The sequence below is a fragment of the Tateyamaria sp. LSS28 genome, from assembly GCF_059611725.1.
Window position 1 is genome coordinate 325,825 of record NZ_JCAPFI010000004.1, and the last position, 20,869, is coordinate 346,693.

The window sequence follows — 20,869 nt, forward strand, 5'->3', positions numbered from 1 at the left end:
TGGTCGGAAGGTCACTGGATTGTATCTTGACGGCTCGCAATTGTAGCAATTCGACACTTTGCCATCTCGCCCACCAAGGGCAGGTTGAGTGGATGCCGATGATACCTTTGTTCGTGTATTGTTTCATATCGCATACATAGCTGCACAGCACTCGTACGAACGGCTCCGGCCGTCATAGCCGTTCTCCGTCGCTGGGTTTGCGAGTGCAAAAAAACAGAACGTATCTGGAACTGTGCTGTGTCAGATTTGTGCCAAAACGTGACGCAAACGCCCAGAATTTCAACGAAAACAGCAAGTTAGCATTTTGTAATTCTGGCGTGAAAAAAGTGGTTGTTATTCAGTATCTTGAAACGTATTCAGGTCAGCGGAGACGTGGCCGAGTGGTCGAAGGCGCTCCCCTGCTAAGGGAGTAGGCCCGGAAGGGTCTCGAGGGTTCGAATCCCTTCGTCTCCGCCATCCACCATTTTTATTCAATCGCGTTCGATGCTGTTTATCCCCTTATGAGGCTGTTTTTGTTGGTTTATCCGCATTCGTTGTTGCTATTGGTTTTCTTCGATTAGACTCGTTTCTATTCACTACGTGGTAGAAACCGTGGTATTTTGTGGCTGCTCTGAACGGAAAGCTGACGAAGAATCTGGTGAGGACCCTCGGTCCTGGTCGCCACGGCGACGGGAGCGGGCTGTACCTTGTGGTCGATCCGTCCGGTGCTCGACGCTGGATCGTAAGGGTCACTGTCAAAGGTCAGCGCAACCGCGAAGGCAAGCCGCTGTGCACCGACTTTGGCCTCGGCGGAGCAGACGTTGTGACTCTAAATGAAGCACGAGACCGGGCCTTGGAGTATCGGCGGCTCGCAAAGCAGGGCATCAATCCGCGCTACAATAGCCGATAAGGCTGGCCTTGATGCAGAAGACCTTACCCGCCAGTTGATAACCCTACGCGTTGGAGTGAACAGATCTTCGGAAGATGGTCCTTTTCCCAGTGTCCTGCTCCAGGCGTGCACTGACGATATTCTGGCCTTGGTGGAAGCCGGACCCGTCTTTGTCAGAGACAAAATGCGCGGTGACTTTGTGATCGTCTCTTATGAGCGGTATATGGAATTTGGCTCGTCAAGCTGACGTTTGCATTCCTTTGGGTGCAAATGCTCAGGACCAGGTGCACCCGCAGCCTCTGGAAAGGGGCTCTGCCCCTTCGCCGCTGACGCGTCTCATCCCCGGGATTTTTGGGGCAAGATGAATGCAAGGTTCTGGCAGACCACTAAGAGGATACGGATGATGCGAGAGACTGGCAGCGGAAAGTTGGACGGAAGGCCGTGGTTTGCCGAAATCCAAGAAAGACACCTTCGCCAATTGCAAGCCGACGGCGCATACTTGATCCAACGACGCGCGGATGGAGAGTGGGTCCGAGTGGCGCCGGACTGAAGCGAAGCGAAACTTGACTATCGCGACGAAAAATGAAAATTGGAGCGGATCATGTTTCTTAAGGGTTCGTTTCGATCCAATGGGGCGGAAAGCGGACTTTCGCTGCATTGCATAGACAGTCTTCGGACGATTTCCAACACAGACGTTCGACTAGACCCCACTTTCAATAAATCATCTATTTACGTTGCATCTTGGCTTGCTTGGATGGTATTCCTCCTCGTTGTCAAACGATTTGTCCTTTCTTGATCCAGAATTGGCGTCCACAGTCGTTCTTCTAATGGATCGACGAGTTTATCGTAGGCCGTAGCCAAAAGTCTTCTGAGCTTCGCCATCGCAGCCTCTGGTTGGGGATGAGCAAAAGACTTTTGACTTCTCTGCAGCCATCAGGCCACTACAACACACGCCCATTCCTTTATGTCACCATTCTCAATTACCGTAAGTTTATCCGTTCGCATAATTGAGCGGTCTGGCAGTTTCGAGGCGCGGTCTGTAAGAAAGTCGAACCGCAGCAGGTGCAGCCATTGCAGGAGTTTCGAAGTGGTGCATCTCGTCTCAATTCACCATGTTCAGAAACGGTTGCGCATCTCCTCCATCGAGTGTTGCAGCAGGGGCAATCTCGTCCAGTTATTGACTGTCTTGGGACACCCAGAGCCGGGCCATATCGAAAGTATGATCCGTTGATCGACACTGCGTTCGGCTGGCTTTGGGATTGAATGCGTAGATCCAGGACGCTTGCCAATCCTGTCTTTATTCCCTGTGAGTCCAAGAGTACTGCGAGTCGCCTTTACTGATAATGCAGCGTCATTTGTCGGCAATTTGGACGGTCTGGGGGACTCTTTTCGAGCCGAAAAACCGAAATCTTTTGTGCGAGCTGCGTGAATTGCTTTGCAGCGTTACTAAACTGGCAAGAACCAGCCTGCGCTAAGCGAATTGACACTCAGCTGTGTCTCCTACAGTTGACACCTCGTGCGGTGCCTTTGCTAGGATTGCCTGTGTAGAAGGAAAGGTGTTGAGTTGGACCGCGTTCTTATGCCGACAATACAGCTTTGAAAGTCGCGGCTGAAGTTAAAGCAAGCGATTTTAGCACTTGGTTGGGTGCACATGCTCTTCCAGTCCAGTGCATCTCTAACATACTGACGCGTATCGTTAATTTAAAGGCGCGCGTGCCTACTACCCCTGTTTCGGTAGGTCTATCGGAATACGAAGCGTGGTCGTTCGCAGCGAACGCCATGGCTCATCAGTTTCCCGATCATGCCGAGTTCATTCTAGACGTTGCGCGCAAGACGCAGGTCGAATTCGTTACGGAAGATGATGGAGTCCAGCGACCCTTTACTCTACATCGGGGTGCTGGTGATATGCCGTTCGTTTCTATCCGGTATTCAGGTTACGGTGCCGATCTGCTTGCCGTAGCACATGAATTCGGACATGCGGTACAACTTGCCGCCAATCCAGGCCAATTCATTCCACCAATTCACCGAGAGATTGCTGCATTCTTAAGCGAGCGGGCTTTGCTGGTCTATGCAGACATGCCGGGCAGTGCGATTGCGGGCATCTTACAAACGGCCCATCGAGACGATGATGCGATTTACCTTGGTAATGACGCGGTGGAACTTGCAGTAGCGCAGCAGGATCCAAATGCGGTCTACAATTATCGTTGGAATTATCCGGTGGCGCGCATGCTGGCCGCCCGAGCGTTCAGGCATCAGCAGCCAAAAGAGCTTTGGTCCACCTTTTTGGGTCAAACTGCCTTGCTAGAATTGACCGATCTCGTCGGTGGAGGGAACATGTTGAATACAAATGAGAACTACCTGCCCGAAGTTCCCAAACCAGACAAAGAGCATCCTGCCATAAACGGCTATCGTTCGCTGGGAATGATGGCGCAGCTGGACATTGATTACTGGCAGGGTCAATCAGAGATGCCGATTGGTGACTACCATGCATCATTGCTTCGGCACGTGCAGGATAGGTCTGCGTTCATCGCGTTTTCGGAAGAAATGATACCTATCGGATATGCCACGTGGAGCCGGTGCCCAGACGACGATGAAGCGATCCAGATCACACGGCAAGCGGCGCCGTTTGGCGATCATTTGGCCCTTCAGAAGCACCTGAAATCTCACTTGGAGAAGCATAGGACAGTCACGTCGCGCCATGCTCGCAGCGCGCGAGAGGTGCAGACGGCATGGTGAACCTCGATTACTATTTATCGACCGGCTATGCGCTCGATTTGCTCGCAAGGTCGCCCTACCACAAGCAACAGCAGCTGGGGCACTATTTCCGCACGGAAATTCTTCCTCCGCTTTGGGAAAACCAGGTCAAGTTTTACGTAACCAAGAATTATATCCCGACCGCGATGGTGACGTGGGCGTGGCTCAACGAAGATGTCGAACGCGATGTGCATGGCTCGGGCCGAACGCTGAAGCACGAGGAGTGGAACTGTGGTCGGAGACTGTTCTTCAATGACTGGATCACACCTTACGGCAATGTGCGCGAAGTGTTGCATGACGTGCTGCGCAACCTCTTTCCAGATGAAAAGTCCGCCACGAGCATTAGACGAAATATGGACGGCTCTGTACGGCGCATCTGTCGCTGGACCGGTATTAATGCACGCTGCGTGAAAGAGGACCTCGCGTTATGAACGTGGCTTACCCCAAGTCTGGTTACACAACGCCTGACCAGACACTTGATGGATTCATCCAACTGGTACAAGCTGGGTTCGAAAATCCGGAAGGGCGCCGCGGCACAGTGCGCGTTGTTGTCGATGGGTATCCCCACTTGGGGTTTCGTGCGCGCTTTTTCGATGATTTGCGCGTCGATCGACCACAAGAATACTACGAAGCGGATACTGAAATAAGGTTCTCACTCTCAACCCTTGAGTTGATTTTTAGAGAGTTCGAAGTCGTGGACTGGCGCAGCCCTGAAGTCATAGGCAGCACTGAACTCAAAGGCGATCAAAGCCTCGCATTTCTTCTGGCGTTTTCCTGCTTGCGACCAAGCGACTGGACCCGGGAACGTTTTGCCAAGGTCGCGCGAAAGCACAAGCAAAAGGGCTACCGGGGCGGAGTTGTGATCCAGCGCCTCGAAACTCCAAGCCAATATCAACTCCTGGAAGCTATGGAAGAGAGCCTGCCCATCATTATCACCGGGCTTGAACCCACGCCGCCTTGCGATGATTGGTCGCTTGACCGTCTCGAACAAGAATATGGGGAAGCAGTTGTCTTCATGAGATCTGCCTCCGACCACGTCACTATGAAGCGCTTTGTTGCAGAACTGCGTAATTCTGGCGAGGGTCAGGTCAAGGGTGGATCATCGCTGGAATTCAAGAGCTATACCGAAGGGTCACGTCTTCCCGATGAGATGGCGGGCAATTTCGGCACGATGTACTTTGAAACCGAAGACTTCGTGCCGCCGCAGCTTTGGTTTGGTGCCGTTGCGACTGACGTTCCGGCAACGCCGCTACACCGCGATCCATTGACCGGCTTTCTGTTTCAAGTGATCGGGCGTAAACGCCTTGATCTATACTCCGCCGATCAAGCCGAGTTGTTGTACCCGTACAAGTCCTACAACACGTATCAAAAGTGCTGGTTTCAACCCGACAAGCCCGACTTTGACAAGTACCCCGAAGCAAAAGCAGCCACATGCACATCTGTGGAACTGCACCCCGGAGAGTTGCTTATCCAGCCTGCAGGATGGTTTCATCAGGTCTACGCTCTGGATAGTCCAACGATGTCAGTAAGTTACTTCTGGCGCTACTAAACAAGGGAAAGCGCCTAAGTCAGATTGCGATTGGAAGCCGGCCGGCTTTTTGATCGTGAAACGGGTGACGGTTGCCGACCAGACCAACACCCAAGTGAGCCGCCGGGCGACATGCCTGGCAAACAGCAACAGGTGGAACCTAAAAGGTCGCTGCCTGCATTCTAAAGGAACAGGTTATGTTTACTAAAGATGATGTTTGCACAAATGAACTCTTCGCTCCGATCAGTTTTGGCGGTGGTGGTGGCGGAGGTGGCGGCGGAGGCGGAGGCAACCGCTTTGGCTCATACCGCGGAGCAGGTGGCGCGATCAGAGGCGTGCTCAATGATATTGCTGAAAACCATCCGACCTATAGTGTTCCGGAGGTTGATGCACTGGCTGAACACCCCGAGGCGAATGCTGTGGGACACCCAAATGGCGACGCCTATTCAGGCCACGCTGGCGGCGATTGGGACGGTCGCTGAACGCTCATTGTGCCACCCAGTCATTGTCTGGGTGGCGCTACTGCGATGATTGGGTGGTGTAAAACCGGTCTACTGACATATCAAACGCCTGTTCAAAACAGATTTCCCACTCTTCAGAAGGCCCCACGCATCGATAGAAATCAAAGATGGCGTCTTCATCAGTTCGATCCAGAAGATATTTTGCCGCAATAAAGCCTTTCTGATAGTGTAGCCGGCCATATTCCGCACGTCTGTCGAAGCGTTCCATTTCTGCAAGTGTAAAGCTGTTTGGCGGAATTTGATTGCGGGAAAGCTCGACCACGCGGTCTAGCCGATCCTTGCCGAAGCTGGATATCTGGCTGAACAGAACTGCAACGCCTTCAAAAAGCCAAGCAGGTCCAACAACCTCCGTCAACGATTGTCCGGGGGCGCGGAGTCCGCCGTCTGTCAAATCATTTTGCACGATATGCACCATCTCGTGCGTGATGTCAGAACAGATTTCGTTGTATTGAATTCGCTTTGACCAGTACGCTTCATCGCCGACACATAGGCTGATTGTTTCGCCGGTGACAAACAGGGTGCCACTCGCGGGGTCACCACAAAATGTGTCATCAACATAGGTGTCTTCAGTCAAAGTAATTTGGCCAGCATAGTGATCTTCGATCAATGCATCTAACGTGCGCTTGTCACGGGCCACGAAAAATGGAATTCGGGCCTGGGATGTACGAAACTTGAGCAGACCTGTTTCTTCCGCGCACTGATCGAGAGTTTCGTTCAGGAGAGGGCTGGCAAACGCTTCCAACTCTTGAACAACCTTGACACTGAAGTGCTGCGTCTCGTGATCAACAACGCCATCGGCCAGCAGTGGAAGCGGGGCGCAGAAAATTGCAACCGCGAGGCTGCGTATGTTTGTGTAGCGACCTGCCGTCAGAATTGGTCGAACACTACCTCTCAGCACTGTCTACACCGCGATTTTTGTTTTGTTCAGAAGTGGTAGAGTCGCGGTTTTCAAGATGGTCGGGCTTTGTTGTCCCGCCAGTGGCGCGCCAGATCTTGTGCTGTTGTGAGTCAAGGGGTGTGCGCAGCTTGATCAATTTCTTTAGGTTCCAGATCAACACCGCCAAAAAAGCAAGAATTGCGTAACCGAAGAGCCCCAGAGACTGAAAAAACTCGATCATTTGTCGGCATCTTACCTTTCACCAAGGGCAGATTGCGCCGCCTCAACTATAGGGGCAAAGAAGTAGCTTATCAACCGGCGGCTATCTGTCGTCACATCCACGGTCGCGGTCATGCCGGGCCTTATCGTGAAGGCATCACTGCCGTTTTCCAAAGTGTTTCGGGCGGGTTTGATGCGCACGGCGTAAGTCCACTCGCCTTCTGTGCTTTCGGTGGAGTCTGCAGCGACATTTGAAACCTCACCTTTGACAAAGCCGAAGCGGGCCGAAGGATAAGCATCCAATTTGATATTGGCCTGTTGGCCTACCTCCAGAAATCCAATGTCGACGTTGGTAAAAGCCGCTTCGATTTCGACGACTTGATCTTCGGGAACAACACGCAAGATATCGTCGCCGGACTGGATCACTGCTCCGATGGTGTGAATATCAAGTTGGTCCACCACCCCCGTTTTCGGCGCGCGCAACTTGGCCGCTTCTATACGCCGATTGGCTGTCGTCAGCTGTTCGCTGAGCGTCGTAAGCTGCGCTTCGATTTCGGAACGTCGATTTAGAAGGGAGCTGCGTTGAGAGGCAACAATGCTCTGGCGCTCAGCGAGAATGGCGCTTTCGTCAGTCTGTTTTTTGGCCAACTCCCGTAGGTAGACGTCGCGCTCTTTCTCTAATGCGGTGAAGGCTTCTTGAATGTCCAGAAAGCTTGCGCGGCTTGCAATTTCCCTGTCCAGCAGCCCCTGGGCGATCTCAAGTCGCTCGCTTTGGATCTTCATGGCCGCCTCCACCCGGTCAATGTTGGCGTGGGTGACCGCAACCGATTTCCTATTGGCTTCAGTCCGTGCAGTTATTTGGTTCATCAGCGCCTGTAGGCTGTCGATCTCGGCCGCCAGTAACCTGCGTTGTTCTTTGTAAAAAGGACGGGTGTTAAACTCCGGCAAGGTGAAATTGCTCATCACTGTTTCGCTGGCGTCGGCGTGATCAATGACGCCTGCGTCGATACTGGACACCAAATGAGAGATGCGCGCACGTTCGATCAAAAGTCGATCCATGTCCGCCGTCACCGTATTCACCTCAGCCGCGGCGTCGGTTGCATCAAACTCGATCAGCACCTGATCTCGCTGCACTCTCGCGCCGTTGGCTGTATGGATCGCCACGATCTTTCCGTCGAATTCTGGCTGGAGGACTTGAACACGGCTTAGCGGGACGACTTTGCCCTGGCCTCTTGCGACGACTTCAACTTTGAATATGAACGCCATGGCAATGACCGCGGTAAATACCGCCATCGTGAACAATATTGTGCCATGCAGGGTCGGCGATTTGATGCTCATCGGCTCGGCAACGCGTTTCATGCGAGGGCCTCGAAATCAACGATTTGGTCTGGATCTTCGAAAATCTCAGGTCGATGCGTAATGACAATCAACGTGGTTGTCGGCTTCAGGCGTGCCAGCTCTTTGGCCACTTTTCGCTGTGCTGCATCGTCCAGTGCATTTGTCGGTTCGTCCAGGACCAGAACCTTGGGTTTCTTGATGAGAGAGCGTGCAATTGCGATCCTTTGGCGTTGGCCACCTGAGAGGGCGGACCCACGCTCCCCGACTTGTGTCTCCAACCCCAATGGAAGGCGCGCCACAAGAGTGTCGGCCGCCGCAATGCGCAGGGCCGTTTGAAGATCCTCTTCACTGACATCCTGTTCACTGATCAATAGGTTTTCCCTGAGCGTGCCAGAGAACAGGTAGGGCTCTTGTGGGATATAAGCGATCTTGGATCTCACATCGTGTGGTTCGAACTTGGTTATGTCCTCCCCGCCCAGCCGAACGACACCTTCGGCAGGGACATCGATCCCTGCTGCCAGCCGTCCGAAGGTGGACTTACCTATGCCCGACGGCCCGACCACAAGCGTAAGAGTGTTTGGTTGGGCCACAAATGAGAAATGGCGCAGAACGAGTGTACCCTTCGTGTAACCGAAAGAGACCTCTTCAAAGGTGAGGCGCGGCTCGATTACGGATAGAAGTCGGGGTTGTGCATCGAAAGGCTCCATCGGTGAGCTTACGATGTCACCCAGGCGTTGCCTCGATACCTTGATGTTTTGCCAACCTTCCCAAAGCTGCGAAAAGTTGGCAATTGGATCGGTCACCTTCCCGGCCAGAAGGTGAAACGCAATGAGCTGTCCTAGTGTCAGTTCTCCGGCAAAAACGAGGTTCGCGCCGACATAAATGATCGCGATGGTGACGCTGCGTTCAACAATAAATGTCAACTTGTCGCTTACTATGTTGAGCAGGCTTACCCGGTAGCGCGCGTTTAGACTGTCATAGAGCGTTTGATCGAGACGCTCTAACATCTTGTCTTCAGCACTGAGAGCCTTCACGGCGGCTATCCCAGAGATGTTTTCGACCATCTGTGTCTGATGGCGCGCGCCAGCATCGAACTGGACTCTGAGGCGCTGTCGCAAAAAGGGGCCCAAAACAAAGTAAACAAGTGCCTGAAGCGGCAGAGCGATCAGCACAATCATCGTCAAGGGGACAGACAATGCCAGCAGAACACTGATGTAGATGACGACAAAAAGGAGGTCGAGAAAGACACCAGTTGTTGTGCCAACTAGAAAGTTGCGGATCGTCTCCGTCTCTCTCACCCGGGCGATAGTCTCTCCGACGGACCATTTTCGGAAGTGGCTGAGCGGCAATTTGAAAAGGTGATCGAAAATGCGGGCTCCAAAGTCTCGCGTCACCTTGTTGGCTGTCAGCACCCCCAAGAGGTTGGAAAGGATTTCAAACCCCATCTGAAACAAGCTCACCGCCGCAAAGATTGCCACGACTACAACAAGCGATGCCTCTCGCTGAAACGGCAGGATACGATCAATGATAACTTGAAAAATAAACGGTTCGACTAGGCCAATCAGGCGAAGGCAGATCGCAAGAAAGACCAGTTCGACATAAAGAGGAGTGTACTTCCAGAGAGATCGAGTGAACCATGAGAGAGGGATTTCTCGTGCATTGGAGTCTTCAGTGTTCACTCGTCGATCTCCACAAGCTTACGTCGCAACGCAGCGTCAACAGTGTTTGCTTTCAGGCTGAACTGACTGGTCAAGTGCTTTCTAAAGCTTTGCAACGTTGGCCGGTTGTATCATGTTATAATTTCGTGTGGCTTGTTTTTGCTTCAAGCTTACCAAGTATGCTTCGCAGAGCGTTTGTCGATCAAGCGCTGAGTAAGGGCGCTTGAAAATGTGAAGGTTTCCAGTGGATGGCAGCGTGCGGTAGTTCATAGGATTGCCCCGTCAGTCTTCGTCCGTGCCCCTTTTGTCTAAGCAATTAAACGACTGAGCGAGGATCAAACGTTCATTCGGCTATAGACGCGCATGCTAGCGCGGAATGGTTCTGACCTGTTCCACACCCAAGGTTTCCTATTTCATAACGAGAGTCTGCGGGTCTGGTTTTCGTGATCTGTTTTGGGGTCGTTTTTGCCATCCTGTATTGCGCGCCTATTTCGAGAACGAAGAGTTGGGTAAGGCTGCGCTGACACGGTTTGATGAGTGGATAGGGCGGGCTGTAGACAAGCAGCTCTACCTTAGGAGGATGTTACTCATCTCAAATACCCGTAGCTTTAGTTGGAGTGCGTCTCCTCGAGGGTTGATCCGTATTAACTGGAAAGTGTCGTTTGAAGGATTGGCGCGCCAAGACGGTTTCGGAAGTCGCATGGGTATAAGCCGTGGACGACCACACCCGAACAAGACAGTGCGGGCGTTCTTAGACAGTCACGCAGACGCGTCCCATCTCTTTTTCGCAAAGCACATCATGCCGGACATTGCCTCGTCTGACATTGATGTCGAACACGAAATCACCAGTCTACCTCGCCGTCTTGGACAAGAGGATGAGGAGGTCGAGCATGAAATTCTCTAGGTCCAGACCGATCCTCCACTTCCACAACAGAGAGGCGCAGATTGGTTTGTTGGATCGTATTTTCGTTCGCAATGAAGGCAAAGAACCCGGTTTTAATCGGAGGATGTTTGACGAAGATTTCTCTTAGATTTTCCACTACTCCAACCGGCGAAGCGGCGCTCTCTTCGATGTGGCCACCAGCAATCGAGACTTGACTGAACGACTGCTCGAATCCGTAGACACTCGATACAGTCCACATGGGGTCCAAGAGACCGTTAGAGAATGGACAGAAGAAATTGCAAACAAGCTAATCTGGTCAGGTAAGGCGTACTATCATCTTTGGGATGACCCACACACCGCCGGCATCAGGATCAGTTCATTCGGGCCAAGCGGCGTATCGACATTGCTGGGCGTGACATTTCAATGGATGCCACGCCATTCGGAAAGGCAGTGGGACCGGGATGATGAGGAAAAACCGCCAGAATTGCGATTACTTGATGGACACAAAGCCCTTCGCTTCAAGATGCCAAAAGAGCTGAGACAGATTCTGCGCGCACAGAACAAGGCTTTGGCGACCATTGACAGACGTCAATACGGATTCTCGCCGAAGCAAACATTTAGTCAAACATGTTGGAAACCGGTTTGTCCGCATTGCGCGCGTTCACCTGGTTCGAAATTTCGCAGTCGTGGCAAGTGTCCGGAATGCGGGCTGCAGACGCGGCGTTCTTACGACATGCTTAAGGTCGGCTAAGGTCCGTTCGCGAAAGCATGAAACCGTGCTGGGCGTGGACTCCAAAAGCTAACGTTGTGAAGACCGGTAGCGTTCGGAAGTGGCATAGTAATCATCAAACCCGATCCGTGCGCGCAGGTCGGCAAAGTCCATCTGGGCCGGGCGCTCGTCATCACGCATGGCACGCAGGGTCGTGACCATTGCTTGCATTGCCGCCGCCATGAGCGACAGGGGATAGGCCGCAATGCTGTATCCGATGTCGTGCAAGATAGCGTTTGGCAGATCAGGAGTCTCGCCGCCCTCAACTATGTTGGCCATCTTTGGACCCGGTAAAGAGGTACAAACCTCGCGCATTTCCTGTTCGGACCGGGGGGCTTCTACAAACAGGATATCTGCGCCAAGCTCAGCGAATGTGGCAGCGCGCTCAATCGCTTCCCCAAGACCGTGTTCATGCCGCGCATCCGTCCGAGCAAGGATCAGGATATCACTGCCTTGAGCGCGCAGCGCGTCGCGTTCGTCCACCGCTGCGCGCACACGGTCGAAAGCCTCATCACGGGACACCACCGCCTTGCCCGGTGTGTGTCCGCATCGTTTGGGTGCCAGTTGATCCTCGATCATGATCGCGGCGGCTCCGGCCTTGGCAAAGCCCGCCACGGTGCGGCGCACGTTCATGGCGTTGCCGTACCCGGTATCCCCGTCACCGATGAGCGGAATGGTGGTTGCATCCGTGATGTTGCGCACCTGATCGAGCACCTCGGCGTAGCTCATGAGGCCCAGGTCGGGGGCACCAATGCGGCTGGCCGACGCGGCAAAGCCTGACATGAACGTCAGCGCATAACCTTCTTGCGCGATCAACTTGGCGGACAGCGCGTCAAAACAGCAGGGCATGATATGGCACGTATCCTGTGCGAGCAGGTGGCGCAGGGTTTCGGTTGGGGTCATCGGGTTGGTTACCATTTGAAGGGGATGTAGAGGGCGAGGTCCGGTAGGACATACAGCAACACGACGGTGAAAAGCATCAAAGCCAGAAATGGCCAGACGCCCCGTGCTACATTCGAAAGGCTGGTTCGGGCCACCGATTGAATGACATAGAGGTTCAAACCCACGGGTGGTGTAATAAGCGCGCATTCCACCATGATGACCATATAGATTCCAAACCAGATCGGATCGAAGCCCATCCCGAGGGCCGCAGGCAACAGAACTGGTGTCATGATGAGGATCATTGATAGCGCCTCGAACACCAGTCCCATCAGCAGAAGCACTATGGACACCACAAGGATGAACATGATCGGCCCGTCGATGGTTTGCGTCAGGAAGGCTGAGATATCCTGGGGTATGCGGTAAAGCGCGATGGCTTTGCCAAAGACCTTGGCGCCCGCCACGATCAGCAGGATTGCCGCCGTGGTAATGGCGGACTCGCGCACGGCTTCCCACAACGTCGCCCAGGTCAGCGTGCGCAGCCAGAAGGCCACGATACACAAGGCCGCCGCCGATCCGACCGCCGCAGCCTCTGTCGGGGTGAAAGCGCCGGAGTAAAGCCCGATGATCACCAATGCGGCCAAGGATACTGAGGGCAAAGCACGTTTTGAGGCTTCTAACCGCTCGGACATGCTGGCCTTGGGGGCATTTTCAAAGTTGCCCGACAGCTTCGCGTGCAGCATCGCAAACACGATGAAAAGCACAACCAACACAAGCCCCGGCCCGATGCCCGCAAGGAAAAGCGCAAGGACGGATTGTTCGGTGACGAAACCGTAAACGATCATCGGGATCGAGGGCGGGATCAGAATGCCCAGCGTGCCGCCTGCGGCCAGCAACCCGTAGACGAAGCGCTTTTCATAGCCACGGTTGATCATTTCCGGGATCGCCACCGTACCGATGGTGGCAGCCGTGGCCACTGAAGACCCGGAAATCGCGGCAAACAGACCACAGCTGATGATGGTCGCCACAGCGAGGCCGCCGGGCCAGTGTCCGACCCAGGCTTGAACGGCGGCAAAGAGATCGCGCCCGACGCCACCTTTCAACAGCAGGTTTGACATCAGCAGAAACAGGGGCACCGCAAGCAGGATGAACCCGTCCAGTGTGGACAGAATGGATTGCGGTGCCATCAGTGGGGAAAAGCCGCCCAACAGCAACATGCCCAGCCCCATGCCACCCAGTGCAAAGGCCACCGGCACACCCAGAAGCAGCAAAGCAAACAGGCAGGCGAGGATCAGAAGGATGGTCATTCGTGCGTCGCTCCGAGATGCGCGGTATCGGAGCCGCGCAACTTGATCAGTTCCACGACGCCCTGCAGCGCCAGAAGCCCGAACCCGATTGGAACAGATGCCTCTGCAATCCACACAGGCAGGTTCAAAAGCGAGCCGGTTGTGCGACCGCGAACGAAACTCTCAAGAAAGATGTCGAAGCCCCAGAAGGCGACAATCGCCGAAAAGACGACGACGATCACCAGCGCAACAGACGCGCAAACCTTTTGCGCCATGGGCGGCAGGAGGGTCGTGATCGCATTCACGGTGATGTGCCGCCGCAAGGTCAGCAAATGTGCCATGGCCAGCAAGCAGCCCCAGATCAGGCATAGCTGGCTCAACTCCGCGGCCCAGATCGTCGGGCGGATGAAGAAATAACGTGCGATGACCTCATAGGTCAGCATGATTCCGGTGGCCGCAAGCATGATCGCCCCGAGGGCACAGGCCCCCTGTGACAGCGACGTTATGACTTTCATGTCGCGGACAAACAGGCGGCCCAAAGGTCGCCTGTAACACTGTGCTGTGTCATCTGGATCAGGATCCCGAATTCACACCAAGCGCGTCCAGCACCTGCTGCCCCGCCTCACCCGTGGCGGCCAGATAGCCGTCGATCACCGGCTGGGAAACTGCCTGCCATGCGGTAAGTTCCTCGTCGGTAAGCTCCACGATATTCATGCCGTTCTCTTCTGCAGCCGCGTAGGCATCCGCCTCGATCTGGCTCATACGGTCGCGTACATCGCTTTGCGCCACGTTGGCGGCGTCGCGGATATGACCTTGCGTTTCTGCATCAAGACTGGCCCACCAGTCATTGTTGACCACAACCACGAATTCGATGTTGGCGTGGTTGGTCTTGGTGATGGTGTCCATCACCTCCCAAAGTTTGCGGGATTTCACGCCCGAGACCCCGGTCATACCGACATCAACTGTACCACGCTGATAAGCAAGGTATTGCTCGGAGCCGGAAATCAGTGTTGGTGCTCCGCCTGCAGCCGTCACAAAATCACCCAGTGTTTTGCCAAATACACGGGCCTTTTTGCCCTGCATGTCGGCAGGCGTGCGGATCGGTTCATCCTGCGACAGCAAGATCGCCCCGCCATATGCTTGCCAATAAAGGACAGAGCCCCCGGTCTTGGCGATTTCCGTTTCCAGGATGTTCCGCACAGGTGAGCCTTCGGTGACCGCGGCGCGCACCTTTTCCTCTGTGTTGAACAAAAATGGCATGTAGAACACATCGACCACCGGCGCATCGCCCACGTAGCGGGTCAGCGATGCGACACCGGCCTCGATCGCGCCAGAGCCAACAGCAGCAGGCACTTCCTTGTCCTTGTAAAGCGTGGCGCTGTCATAGATTTCTACGTCGATCGCACCGCCTGTGCGTTCCTCCACCTCCTTTTCGAAAAGGATGAGGTTTTCACCGAGGTGGCTGGTGAGTGGAAGTTGTAACGAAACCCGCATCTTCTCTTGTGCGATGGCGGCAGTGCCCAGCAAAGACAGGCTGGCGGCAGCGATTATGGCTTTGTGAAACATTGTATCCTCCCAGAAACAGTACCGATCAGGATTCCCGAGTGGCTTGAAATTGGCAACCGGATATTCGTTTGGGTGCACCGGTGCCGGTTCATGGACAGACCCCGATTATTAAAAACACCGTGCGCAAATGACTTGATTTCGGGGCGGCCCATCTCGGCAGCGCGACTCCGTCCGACGTCATGCCCCCGTATTCGCCCGCATGACAGCCCTAAGGGCGGGTGGTGAAGCATGGTCAAGATGGATGTCCGTTCCTTAGTCAGGCCCGATGCCATGATATCGACCACTTGCATCTTGAGCAGGGCGCAGAGCGTGAATAGCGGTCGGTAAAATATTGCTATGACTGACCCGCTGGTCCATCACACCAATGCGATGTTGATGTGCTAAGATGCTGCTGTGCCTCCGCAGTCCAGTTTCAGCACATCACACCCATTGGTCAAGTCGCAACGAATGGCGGCTCTTTAGCCCAATATCGAAGCTATATGGTTCTGAAGCGTGGTCTTACCGCGCACCGGCTCATCTGCCGTATTCGTCTTTCCATCGATCACCCGGCGGGTCATGCAGGCATAAGAAGCCGCCGCCTCTTCCGAAAACCCGAAGCTGCGGAATGTCTCTTCCAGAGCCTCGCGCGGAATTTCCTGAACCTGAACATCACGGCCTATTACTTTTGCAAACGCGGCGGCGACATCGTTCGCCGTGTATCGCTCCGGTCCTTCGATATGCGTGATGCCCACGTCTTCGGTTCCCGACAAGAGGCGCCGCGCGGCGGCCTTTCCCAGATCGCGAGGCGCAACCATGGGGATGGAAAGATTGGCTGGGAAAAAACTGAGCAACGCGCCGGACTCTCTCACGGGCTCGACCATCCCGGCCCAGTTGCTCATGTAGTATCCACCCCTGTTGATTGCGGCTGGGATCGGCTGCTCCCGCAACGCTTTCTCAAACGCGTGAAGGACGGTGAGATCGCCGCAGCGCTCGCCTTCAAAAGCACCGTAAGTTGATTGCGCCACGACTTTTTCAAGCTCTGAGCCCTCGAGTGCCGAAATGATGGCGGCCATGTTCTCGCGTTCTTCTTCATCGGTATCGCCTGAAGGCTCGGCTGGCGGGTTGAGCAGAAACGCACGCGTGCCGGTTCGAAAAACGTCTCGCAAAGCATCGACACTGCGAATGTTAACCTCGGCAATCTGCGCGCCGGCCTCCTTCAATGCGGCGCCATGATCCCTATCGCGCGAGACAATCGTGACTTTTTGACCTGCGTCCAACAAAGCGCGTGCCGTCGCCGAGCCGACCCTTCCGGTTCCACCGAGAATGATATGCATACTGACCTCCTGCCTTGGTTTCGGTCAGAGCCTATCCTTGCATCGCGTCAGGACCTGTCAGGAACATGCCTCAGACGGTCGAGTGGTGCTCGATGCGGCAAAAGGGGAAGAGAGCGCAAATGGGCAAATACTGCGAGTGGCAAAGAGAATTACCATTTGAAATGGGCGTGATGGTTTTGGTCGTATGCATCTGATCCGCGTGCGTCGGAAGCTGTGGGGCGACAAGGGCATACGTCTCTGCATCCCGGGGAAACGGCGCAAAAAGACGGTGATATACTACAAACCCAGTTACAAATGACGCTCTCGCGTCGAGATCATGTTTGGAAAACTCAACGAGTGGCTGCGCTGGGCAACCCGTTATGACCGCTGTCCAAAGGTCTTCGTTTCCACAAATCTTCTTGCTGCACTCGTCATCTTTTGGCCATGAGCCCTGAGCTTCGCGTCCGGCCGTCAGACGGGGATTTCAACAACGCTTTTCGTATTGCCTATATACAAGCCAACAATAGCCGTCGTGTGTTGTCAGCTGTCATCTCGACCGGATTTCCACCGGTGCTGGGGTCGCTCAGCGCCGCGGTGACGACTCGATCAATATCAATGCTGTTGATCCCCATTTCGGTGAGCGTTTTGGGAGTTCCAAGCGATGCGTTGAATTCATCGACAAAGGCGCAGAAGCCGTCGAAGCCGCCTTTAATGTTCAGGTAGTTCGCGGCCTGTCCGATGACGCCAGAGATTGCGGGCTTGTTGAATTGCAACACGGCGGGCATGCACACGGCATTGGTGGTGCCGTGATGCGTGTGGTACATGGCGCCGATCGGGTGCGAGAGTGCATGAATGGCCCCCAATCCCTTCTGGAACGCCGTCGCCCCCATCGCTGCCGCAGACATCATGTGGGCACGCGCCTCAAGATCAGTGCCATCTGCATAGGCGCGGGGCAGGTAGTCTTTGACCAGACGCATACCTTCCAGCGCCATACCCTGTGACATCGGATGGTAGTGAGGCGAGCAGAACGCCTCGACACAATGGGCAAAGGCATCCAGACCGGTGCCCGCCGTGATGAACTTTGGCATTCCAACCGTCAGTTCAGGGTCGCAAATCACCACGGTCGGGAGGAATTTCGGGTGGAAGATGATCTTCTTCTCTTCGGTTTCGGAATTGGTGATGACGGAAGCACGACCAACCTCTGACCCGGTGCCTGCCGTGGTGGGAACCGCCACGATCGGGGCAATCGCATCTGCATCGGCACGGGTCCACCAATCACCGATATCCTCAAAATCCCATAGTGGTCTGGTTTGGCCTGCCAGGAAGGCGACGAGCTTGCCCAGATCAAGGCCAGAGCCACCGCCAAAGGCAACCACGCCGTCGTGCCCGCCATCCTTGAAGGCCTGAACGCCGGCAGCGGCATTCTTTTCGTTCGGGTTTGGATCAACATCTGCAAAGATGGCGCGCCCAAGGCCCGCAGCCTCGAGCAAATCAAGCGTTCTGGTCGTGATCTCCATATCCGCCAGACCGCGATCCGTGATGAGCAGCGGTTTCTTGATGTTCGCAGCGCAACAGGCATCTGCGATCTCGGCTATGCGCCCCGCGCCGAAACGTATTGCAGTGGGATAGGACCAGTTTGCAGTCAGAGCCATGGCGTCAGACCTTTTTCAGGTGGAAGGATTTTGGACGTGTGAGGTTGTGGTAACCGATGATCGACAAGCCTCCTCCGCGTCCGGTGTCTTTGCAGCCGGTCCAGCACAGCCCGGGGTCAAGGTAGTCGGCCCGGTTCATGAAGACAGTTCCGGTTTCAATCTGGTCTGCGATGGCTTCGGCGCGCGCGGTGTCGCGGGTCCAGATGGATGCAGTCAGACCGAAATTGCTGTCATTCATCAGTTTGATCGCCTCGGCATCGTCCCTGACCGGCATGATGCCGACTACCGGGCCAAAGCTTTCGTCGCGCATGACGCGCATGTCGTGGGTCACATTGGTCAGGATTTGCGGGGTCAGGTAGGCGCCCCCGTCATCCTCGGCAAAGGGGTTGATATGGGCCGTTGCGCCATCGGCAATCGCTTCGGCCGTCTGCGCGCGCACTTCATCGGCAAAGCGCTTGTGCGCCATGGGACCCAGCGTGGTCTCGGGATCAAGCGGGTTGCCCAGCTTGTATCCACGTACAATCGCCACGGCCTTTTCGACAAAGGCGTCAAAATGCTGTTCGGCGACATAGATGCGTTCAATGCCGCAACAGCATTGGCCTGAGTTGAACATGGCGCCGTCAATGAGCGTGTCTGTGGCGGCATCCAGATCCGCATCGTCACAGACATAGCCGGGGTCCTTACCACCCAATTCCAGACCGATGCCCGTGAATGTGCCCGCTGCGGCCCGTTCGATCGCTTGCCCTCCGCTGACGGAGCCCGTGAAGTTCACGAAGCCGAAAGATCGTGCCGCGATGAGGTCAGATGTCGTTTGATGGTCGAGAAAGACGTTCTGGAACACGTCCTCGGGAATGCCTGCAGCGTGGAAGGCCTGTGCCATGCGTTCGCCGACCAAGGGCGTCTGGCTGGCATGTTTCAAAATCACCGTGTTGCCGGCGATCAATGCTGGGGCCACCGTGTTGATCGCGGTCATGTAAGGATAGTTCCAGGGGGCAACAACCAGAACCACCCCATGCGGTACCCGCTTGATGACACGGCGGAAGCTGTCGCTGTCCTCAACCTCGATATCTGCGAGGGCGTCCTTCGCGATGTTGGCCATGTAGCTGGCGCGCTCGTCAAAGCCGCCAAACTCGCCGCCGTAGCGGATTGGGCGGCCCATCTGGTGGGCCAGCTCGGGCACGATCTGATCGTTCATCTTGCCCACATTCGCGACCCCGGCTTGCACAAGGGCAATGCGGTCTTCCAATGGGCGCGCTGCCCAGTCGGCCTGCGCCACCTTGGCACGGGTTATGGCGGCGCGTGCCGCGTCAGCGGAGAGGGTGGGGCGCTCGGCATAGACCGCGTCATCAATCGGCGAAATGCAACGGATCATGTGTCAGGCCCTTTCAAAGCCACGGGCGATTTCCCAATCGGTCACCACGCGGTCGTATTCTTCCTGTTCCCACTCGGCACAGCGCGTGTAGTGGGCAACAACGTCCTCGCCAAACGCCTCCTTGAGAAAGGCCGAGTTGCGTAGCGTTTCAGTCGCAGCGCGTAATGTCTGCGGAATGTCCTGTGCGTCAGCCGCGTCGTACACGTCGCCAGTGGTTGGCGGTGCGAGCGTCATCTGATCTTCGATGCCCTTGATGCCCGCTGCAAGCATGGCGGCTTGGGCCAGATACGGGTTCAGATCGCTGCCGCCGATGCGGCATTCCACGCGGACACCCTTGGTGCCGTCCCCGCACAGGCGGAACCCGGCGGTGCGGTTGTCAACGGACCATACCGTCTTGGTTGGTGCGAAAGTGCCCTTCGCAAAGCGTTTGTAGCTATTGATGTACGGGGCCAAAAAGAAGGTGTAGTCCGGCGCGTAGGCAATCAGACCGGCCATGTAGTGATCCATAACCTTGGATTTTCCCAAAGCGGCGTCGGGGTCGTAGAATGCCGGGGCGCCGTCCTTCCAAAGGGACTGGTGAACGTGGGAAGAGCTGCCCACCTTGGTGTGGTCCCATTTGGGCAGGAAGGTCGCGGCATGACCCTTTTGCCACGCGATTTCCTTGATCGCGTTCTTGGCAATCGTGTGGTGATCGGCGCAGTCCAGCGCGTCCGCATAGCGAATGTTCAGCTCTTCCTGACCGGCCTCGGCCTCTCCCTTGGAATTCTCGATGGGCAATCCTGCGGCGAACAAATGGTTGCGGATGGGGCGCATGACGCCCTCTTCCTTGGTGGTTTGAAGGATGTGGTAATCTTCGTTGTAGCCGCTGATCGGGGTCAGTTCGCGAAAGCCGCCCTTGCGGAGGTCATCGAAACTCTGTTCGAACAGGAAAAACTCCAGCTCGGTCGCCATCATCGCGTCATAGCCAAGGGCTTTCAGCCGCTCGATCTGACGTTTCAAAACTTGGCGCGGAGCGTGCGGCACCGGGGCGTGGGTGTGGTGATCAAGGATGTCGCACAGGACCATGGCCGTGCCGTCCAACCACGGCACAAGGCGGATGGTGCCAAGGTCGGGCGCCATGATGTAATCGCCGTACCCACCTTCCCAGCTCGATGCGGCGTAGCCGTCTGGGGTGGCCATTTCGAGGTCCGTGGCAAGAAGGTAGTTGCAGCAATGGGTTTCCCTGAATGACGTTTCCACGAAGTTCACCGCGTGGAACCGCTTGCCCATCAGGCGGCCCTGCATGTCCGGAAAACAAGTCAGAACGGTGTCGATGGACCCGTCTTTGACCTTCGACTTGAGGTCATCAAAACTCAGCAATCCCGGCATTTGCGTCTCTTTCATCTTGGTGAAGGGGGCGGTGCGACC

General features: G+C 55.3%; 18 protein-coding genes, 1 tRNA gene and 1 pseudogene. 7 read left to right on the forward strand and 13 right to left on the reverse strand.

Going from position 1 to position 20,869, the window contains the following annotated elements; genetic code table 11:
• Positions 1–366: 366 nt before the first annotated feature.
• The 6 genes from AC53L6_RS14120 to AC53L6_RS14145 all read left to right on the forward strand — a co-directional run bounded on the left by AC53L6_RS14120 (position 367) and on the right by AC53L6_RS14145 (position 5,632).
• A tRNA-Ser gene (locus tag AC53L6_RS14120) sits at positions 367–456 on the forward strand.
• Between the two features lie 145 nt (positions 457–601).
• Positions 602–889, forward strand: coding sequence for an Arm DNA-binding domain-containing protein (locus AC53L6_RS14125; RefSeq protein ID WP_299599036.1), 288 nt, complete (start codon positions 602–604; stop codon positions 887–889).
• 1,758 nt (positions 890–2,647) lie between these two features.
• Positions 2,648–3,604, forward strand: a complete 957-nt coding sequence (locus AC53L6_RS14130) for a hypothetical protein (protein WP_496908299.1) — start codon at positions 2,648–2,650, stop codon at positions 3,602–3,604.
• Positions 3,598–4,053 (forward strand): toxin-activating lysine-acyltransferase, encoded by a 456-nt coding sequence (locus tag AC53L6_RS14135; RefSeq protein WP_299599030.1) that lies wholly within the window; start codon positions 3,598–3,600, stop codon positions 4,051–4,053. The genes AC53L6_RS14130 and AC53L6_RS14135 overlap by 7 nt, the downstream gene beginning before the upstream one ends.
• Before the next feature lie 107 nt (positions 4,054–4,160).
• Positions 4,161–5,171, forward strand: coding sequence for a cupin-like domain-containing protein (locus AC53L6_RS14140; RefSeq protein ID WP_496908300.1), 1,011 nt, complete (start codon positions 4,161–4,163; stop codon positions 5,169–5,171).
• 176 nt (positions 5,172–5,347) lie between these two features.
• Entirely contained in the window at positions 5,348–5,632 is a 285-nt protein-coding gene (locus AC53L6_RS14145; protein ID WP_299202182.1) for a hypothetical protein, read from the forward strand.
• Positions 5,633–5,669: 37 nt separating this feature from the next.
• Here AC53L6_RS14145 and AC53L6_RS14150 read toward each other — a convergent pair whose 3' ends face one another.
• From AC53L6_RS14150 to AC53L6_RS14195, 10 genes are all read right to left on the reverse strand, one after another.
• Positions 5,670–6,569: a hypothetical protein gene (locus AC53L6_RS14150; protein WP_496908301.1), complete on the reverse strand. Its 900-nt coding sequence runs from the start codon at positions 6,567–6,569 to the stop codon at positions 5,670–5,672.
• On the reverse strand, positions 6,556–6,789 hold the full coding sequence (locus tag AC53L6_RS14155; protein ID WP_299599021.1) for a hypothetical protein: 234 nt from the start codon (positions 6,787–6,789) through the stop codon (positions 6,556–6,558). The genes AC53L6_RS14150 and AC53L6_RS14155 overlap by 14 nt, the downstream gene beginning before the upstream one ends.
• 11 nt (positions 6,790–6,800) lie before the next feature.
• Positions 6,801–8,126, reverse strand: a complete 1,326-nt coding sequence (locus tag AC53L6_RS14160; protein ID WP_496908302.1) for an HlyD family type I secretion periplasmic adaptor subunit — start codon at positions 8,124–8,126, stop codon at positions 6,801–6,803.
• The gene (locus AC53L6_RS14165) at positions 8,123–9,784 is read right to left on the reverse strand and encodes a peptidase domain-containing ABC transporter (protein ID WP_496908303.1); all 1,662 of its coding nucleotides are present in this window, start codon (positions 9,782–9,784) and stop codon (positions 8,123–8,125) included. The genes AC53L6_RS14160 and AC53L6_RS14165 overlap by 4 nt, the downstream gene beginning before the upstream one ends.
• A gap of 821 nt (positions 9,785–10,605) precedes the next feature.
• Positions 10,606–10,914 (reverse strand): hypothetical protein, encoded by a 309-nt coding sequence (locus tag AC53L6_RS14170; protein ID WP_496908304.1) that lies wholly within the window; start codon positions 10,912–10,914, stop codon positions 10,606–10,608.
• Between the two features lie 531 nt (positions 10,915–11,445).
• Positions 11,446–12,318 carry an isocitrate lyase/PEP mutase family protein gene (locus tag AC53L6_RS14175; protein ID WP_496908305.1) on the reverse strand — a complete coding sequence of 291 codons (873 nt, stop codon included), beginning with the start codon at positions 12,316–12,318 and terminating at the stop codon, positions 11,446–11,448.
• 8 nt (positions 12,319–12,326) lie between these two features.
• Complete coding sequence (locus tag AC53L6_RS14180; protein WP_496908306.1) at positions 12,327–13,601, reverse strand: TRAP transporter large permease; 1,275 nt, start codon at positions 13,599–13,601, stop codon at positions 12,327–12,329.
• On the reverse strand, positions 13,598–14,095 hold the full coding sequence (locus AC53L6_RS14185) for a TRAP transporter small permease (protein WP_496908307.1): 498 nt from the start codon (positions 14,093–14,095) through the stop codon (positions 13,598–13,600). The genes AC53L6_RS14180 and AC53L6_RS14185 overlap by 4 nt, the downstream gene beginning before the upstream one ends.
• 58 nt (positions 14,096–14,153) lie before the next feature.
• Entirely contained in the window at positions 14,154–15,146 is a 993-nt protein-coding gene (locus tag AC53L6_RS14190; protein WP_496908308.1) for a TRAP transporter substrate-binding protein, read from the reverse strand.
• A 458-nt stretch (positions 15,147–15,604) separates the two neighbouring features.
• Positions 15,605–16,459, reverse strand: coding sequence for an NmrA family NAD(P)-binding protein (locus AC53L6_RS14195; RefSeq protein ID WP_496908309.1), 855 nt, complete (start codon positions 16,457–16,459; stop codon positions 15,605–15,607).
• Positions 16,460–16,679: 220 nt separating this feature from the next.
• On the opposite strand from AC53L6_RS14195, the pseudogene AC53L6_RS14200 reads away from it, so the two are divergent.
• Positions 16,680–16,886 (forward strand): annotated as a pseudogene (locus AC53L6_RS14200) (IS5/IS1182 family transposase); the annotation flags it as partial.
• Between the two features lie 58 nt (positions 16,887–16,944).
• On the opposite strand, the gene AC53L6_RS14205 reads toward AC53L6_RS14200, so the two are convergent.
• Genes AC53L6_RS14205 through AC53L6_RS14215 form a run of 3 tightly spaced genes read right to left on the reverse strand, consistent with a single transcriptional unit; the run spans position 16,945 to position 20,830 of the window.
• Positions 16,945–18,090: an iron-containing alcohol dehydrogenase gene (locus AC53L6_RS14205; protein ID WP_496908310.1), complete on the reverse strand. Its 1,146-nt coding sequence runs from the start codon at positions 18,088–18,090 to the stop codon at positions 16,945–16,947.
• A 4-nt stretch (positions 18,091–18,094) separates the two neighbouring features.
• Entirely contained in the window at positions 18,095–19,462 is a 1,368-nt protein-coding gene (locus tag AC53L6_RS14210; protein WP_496908311.1) for an aldehyde dehydrogenase family protein, read from the reverse strand.
• A gap of 3 nt (positions 19,463–19,465) precedes the next feature.
• Positions 19,466–20,830: a glutamine synthetase family protein gene (locus tag AC53L6_RS14215; RefSeq protein WP_496908517.1), complete on the reverse strand. Its 1,365-nt coding sequence runs from the start codon at positions 20,828–20,830 to the stop codon at positions 19,466–19,468.
• Positions 20,831–20,869: the final 39 nt, after the last annotated feature.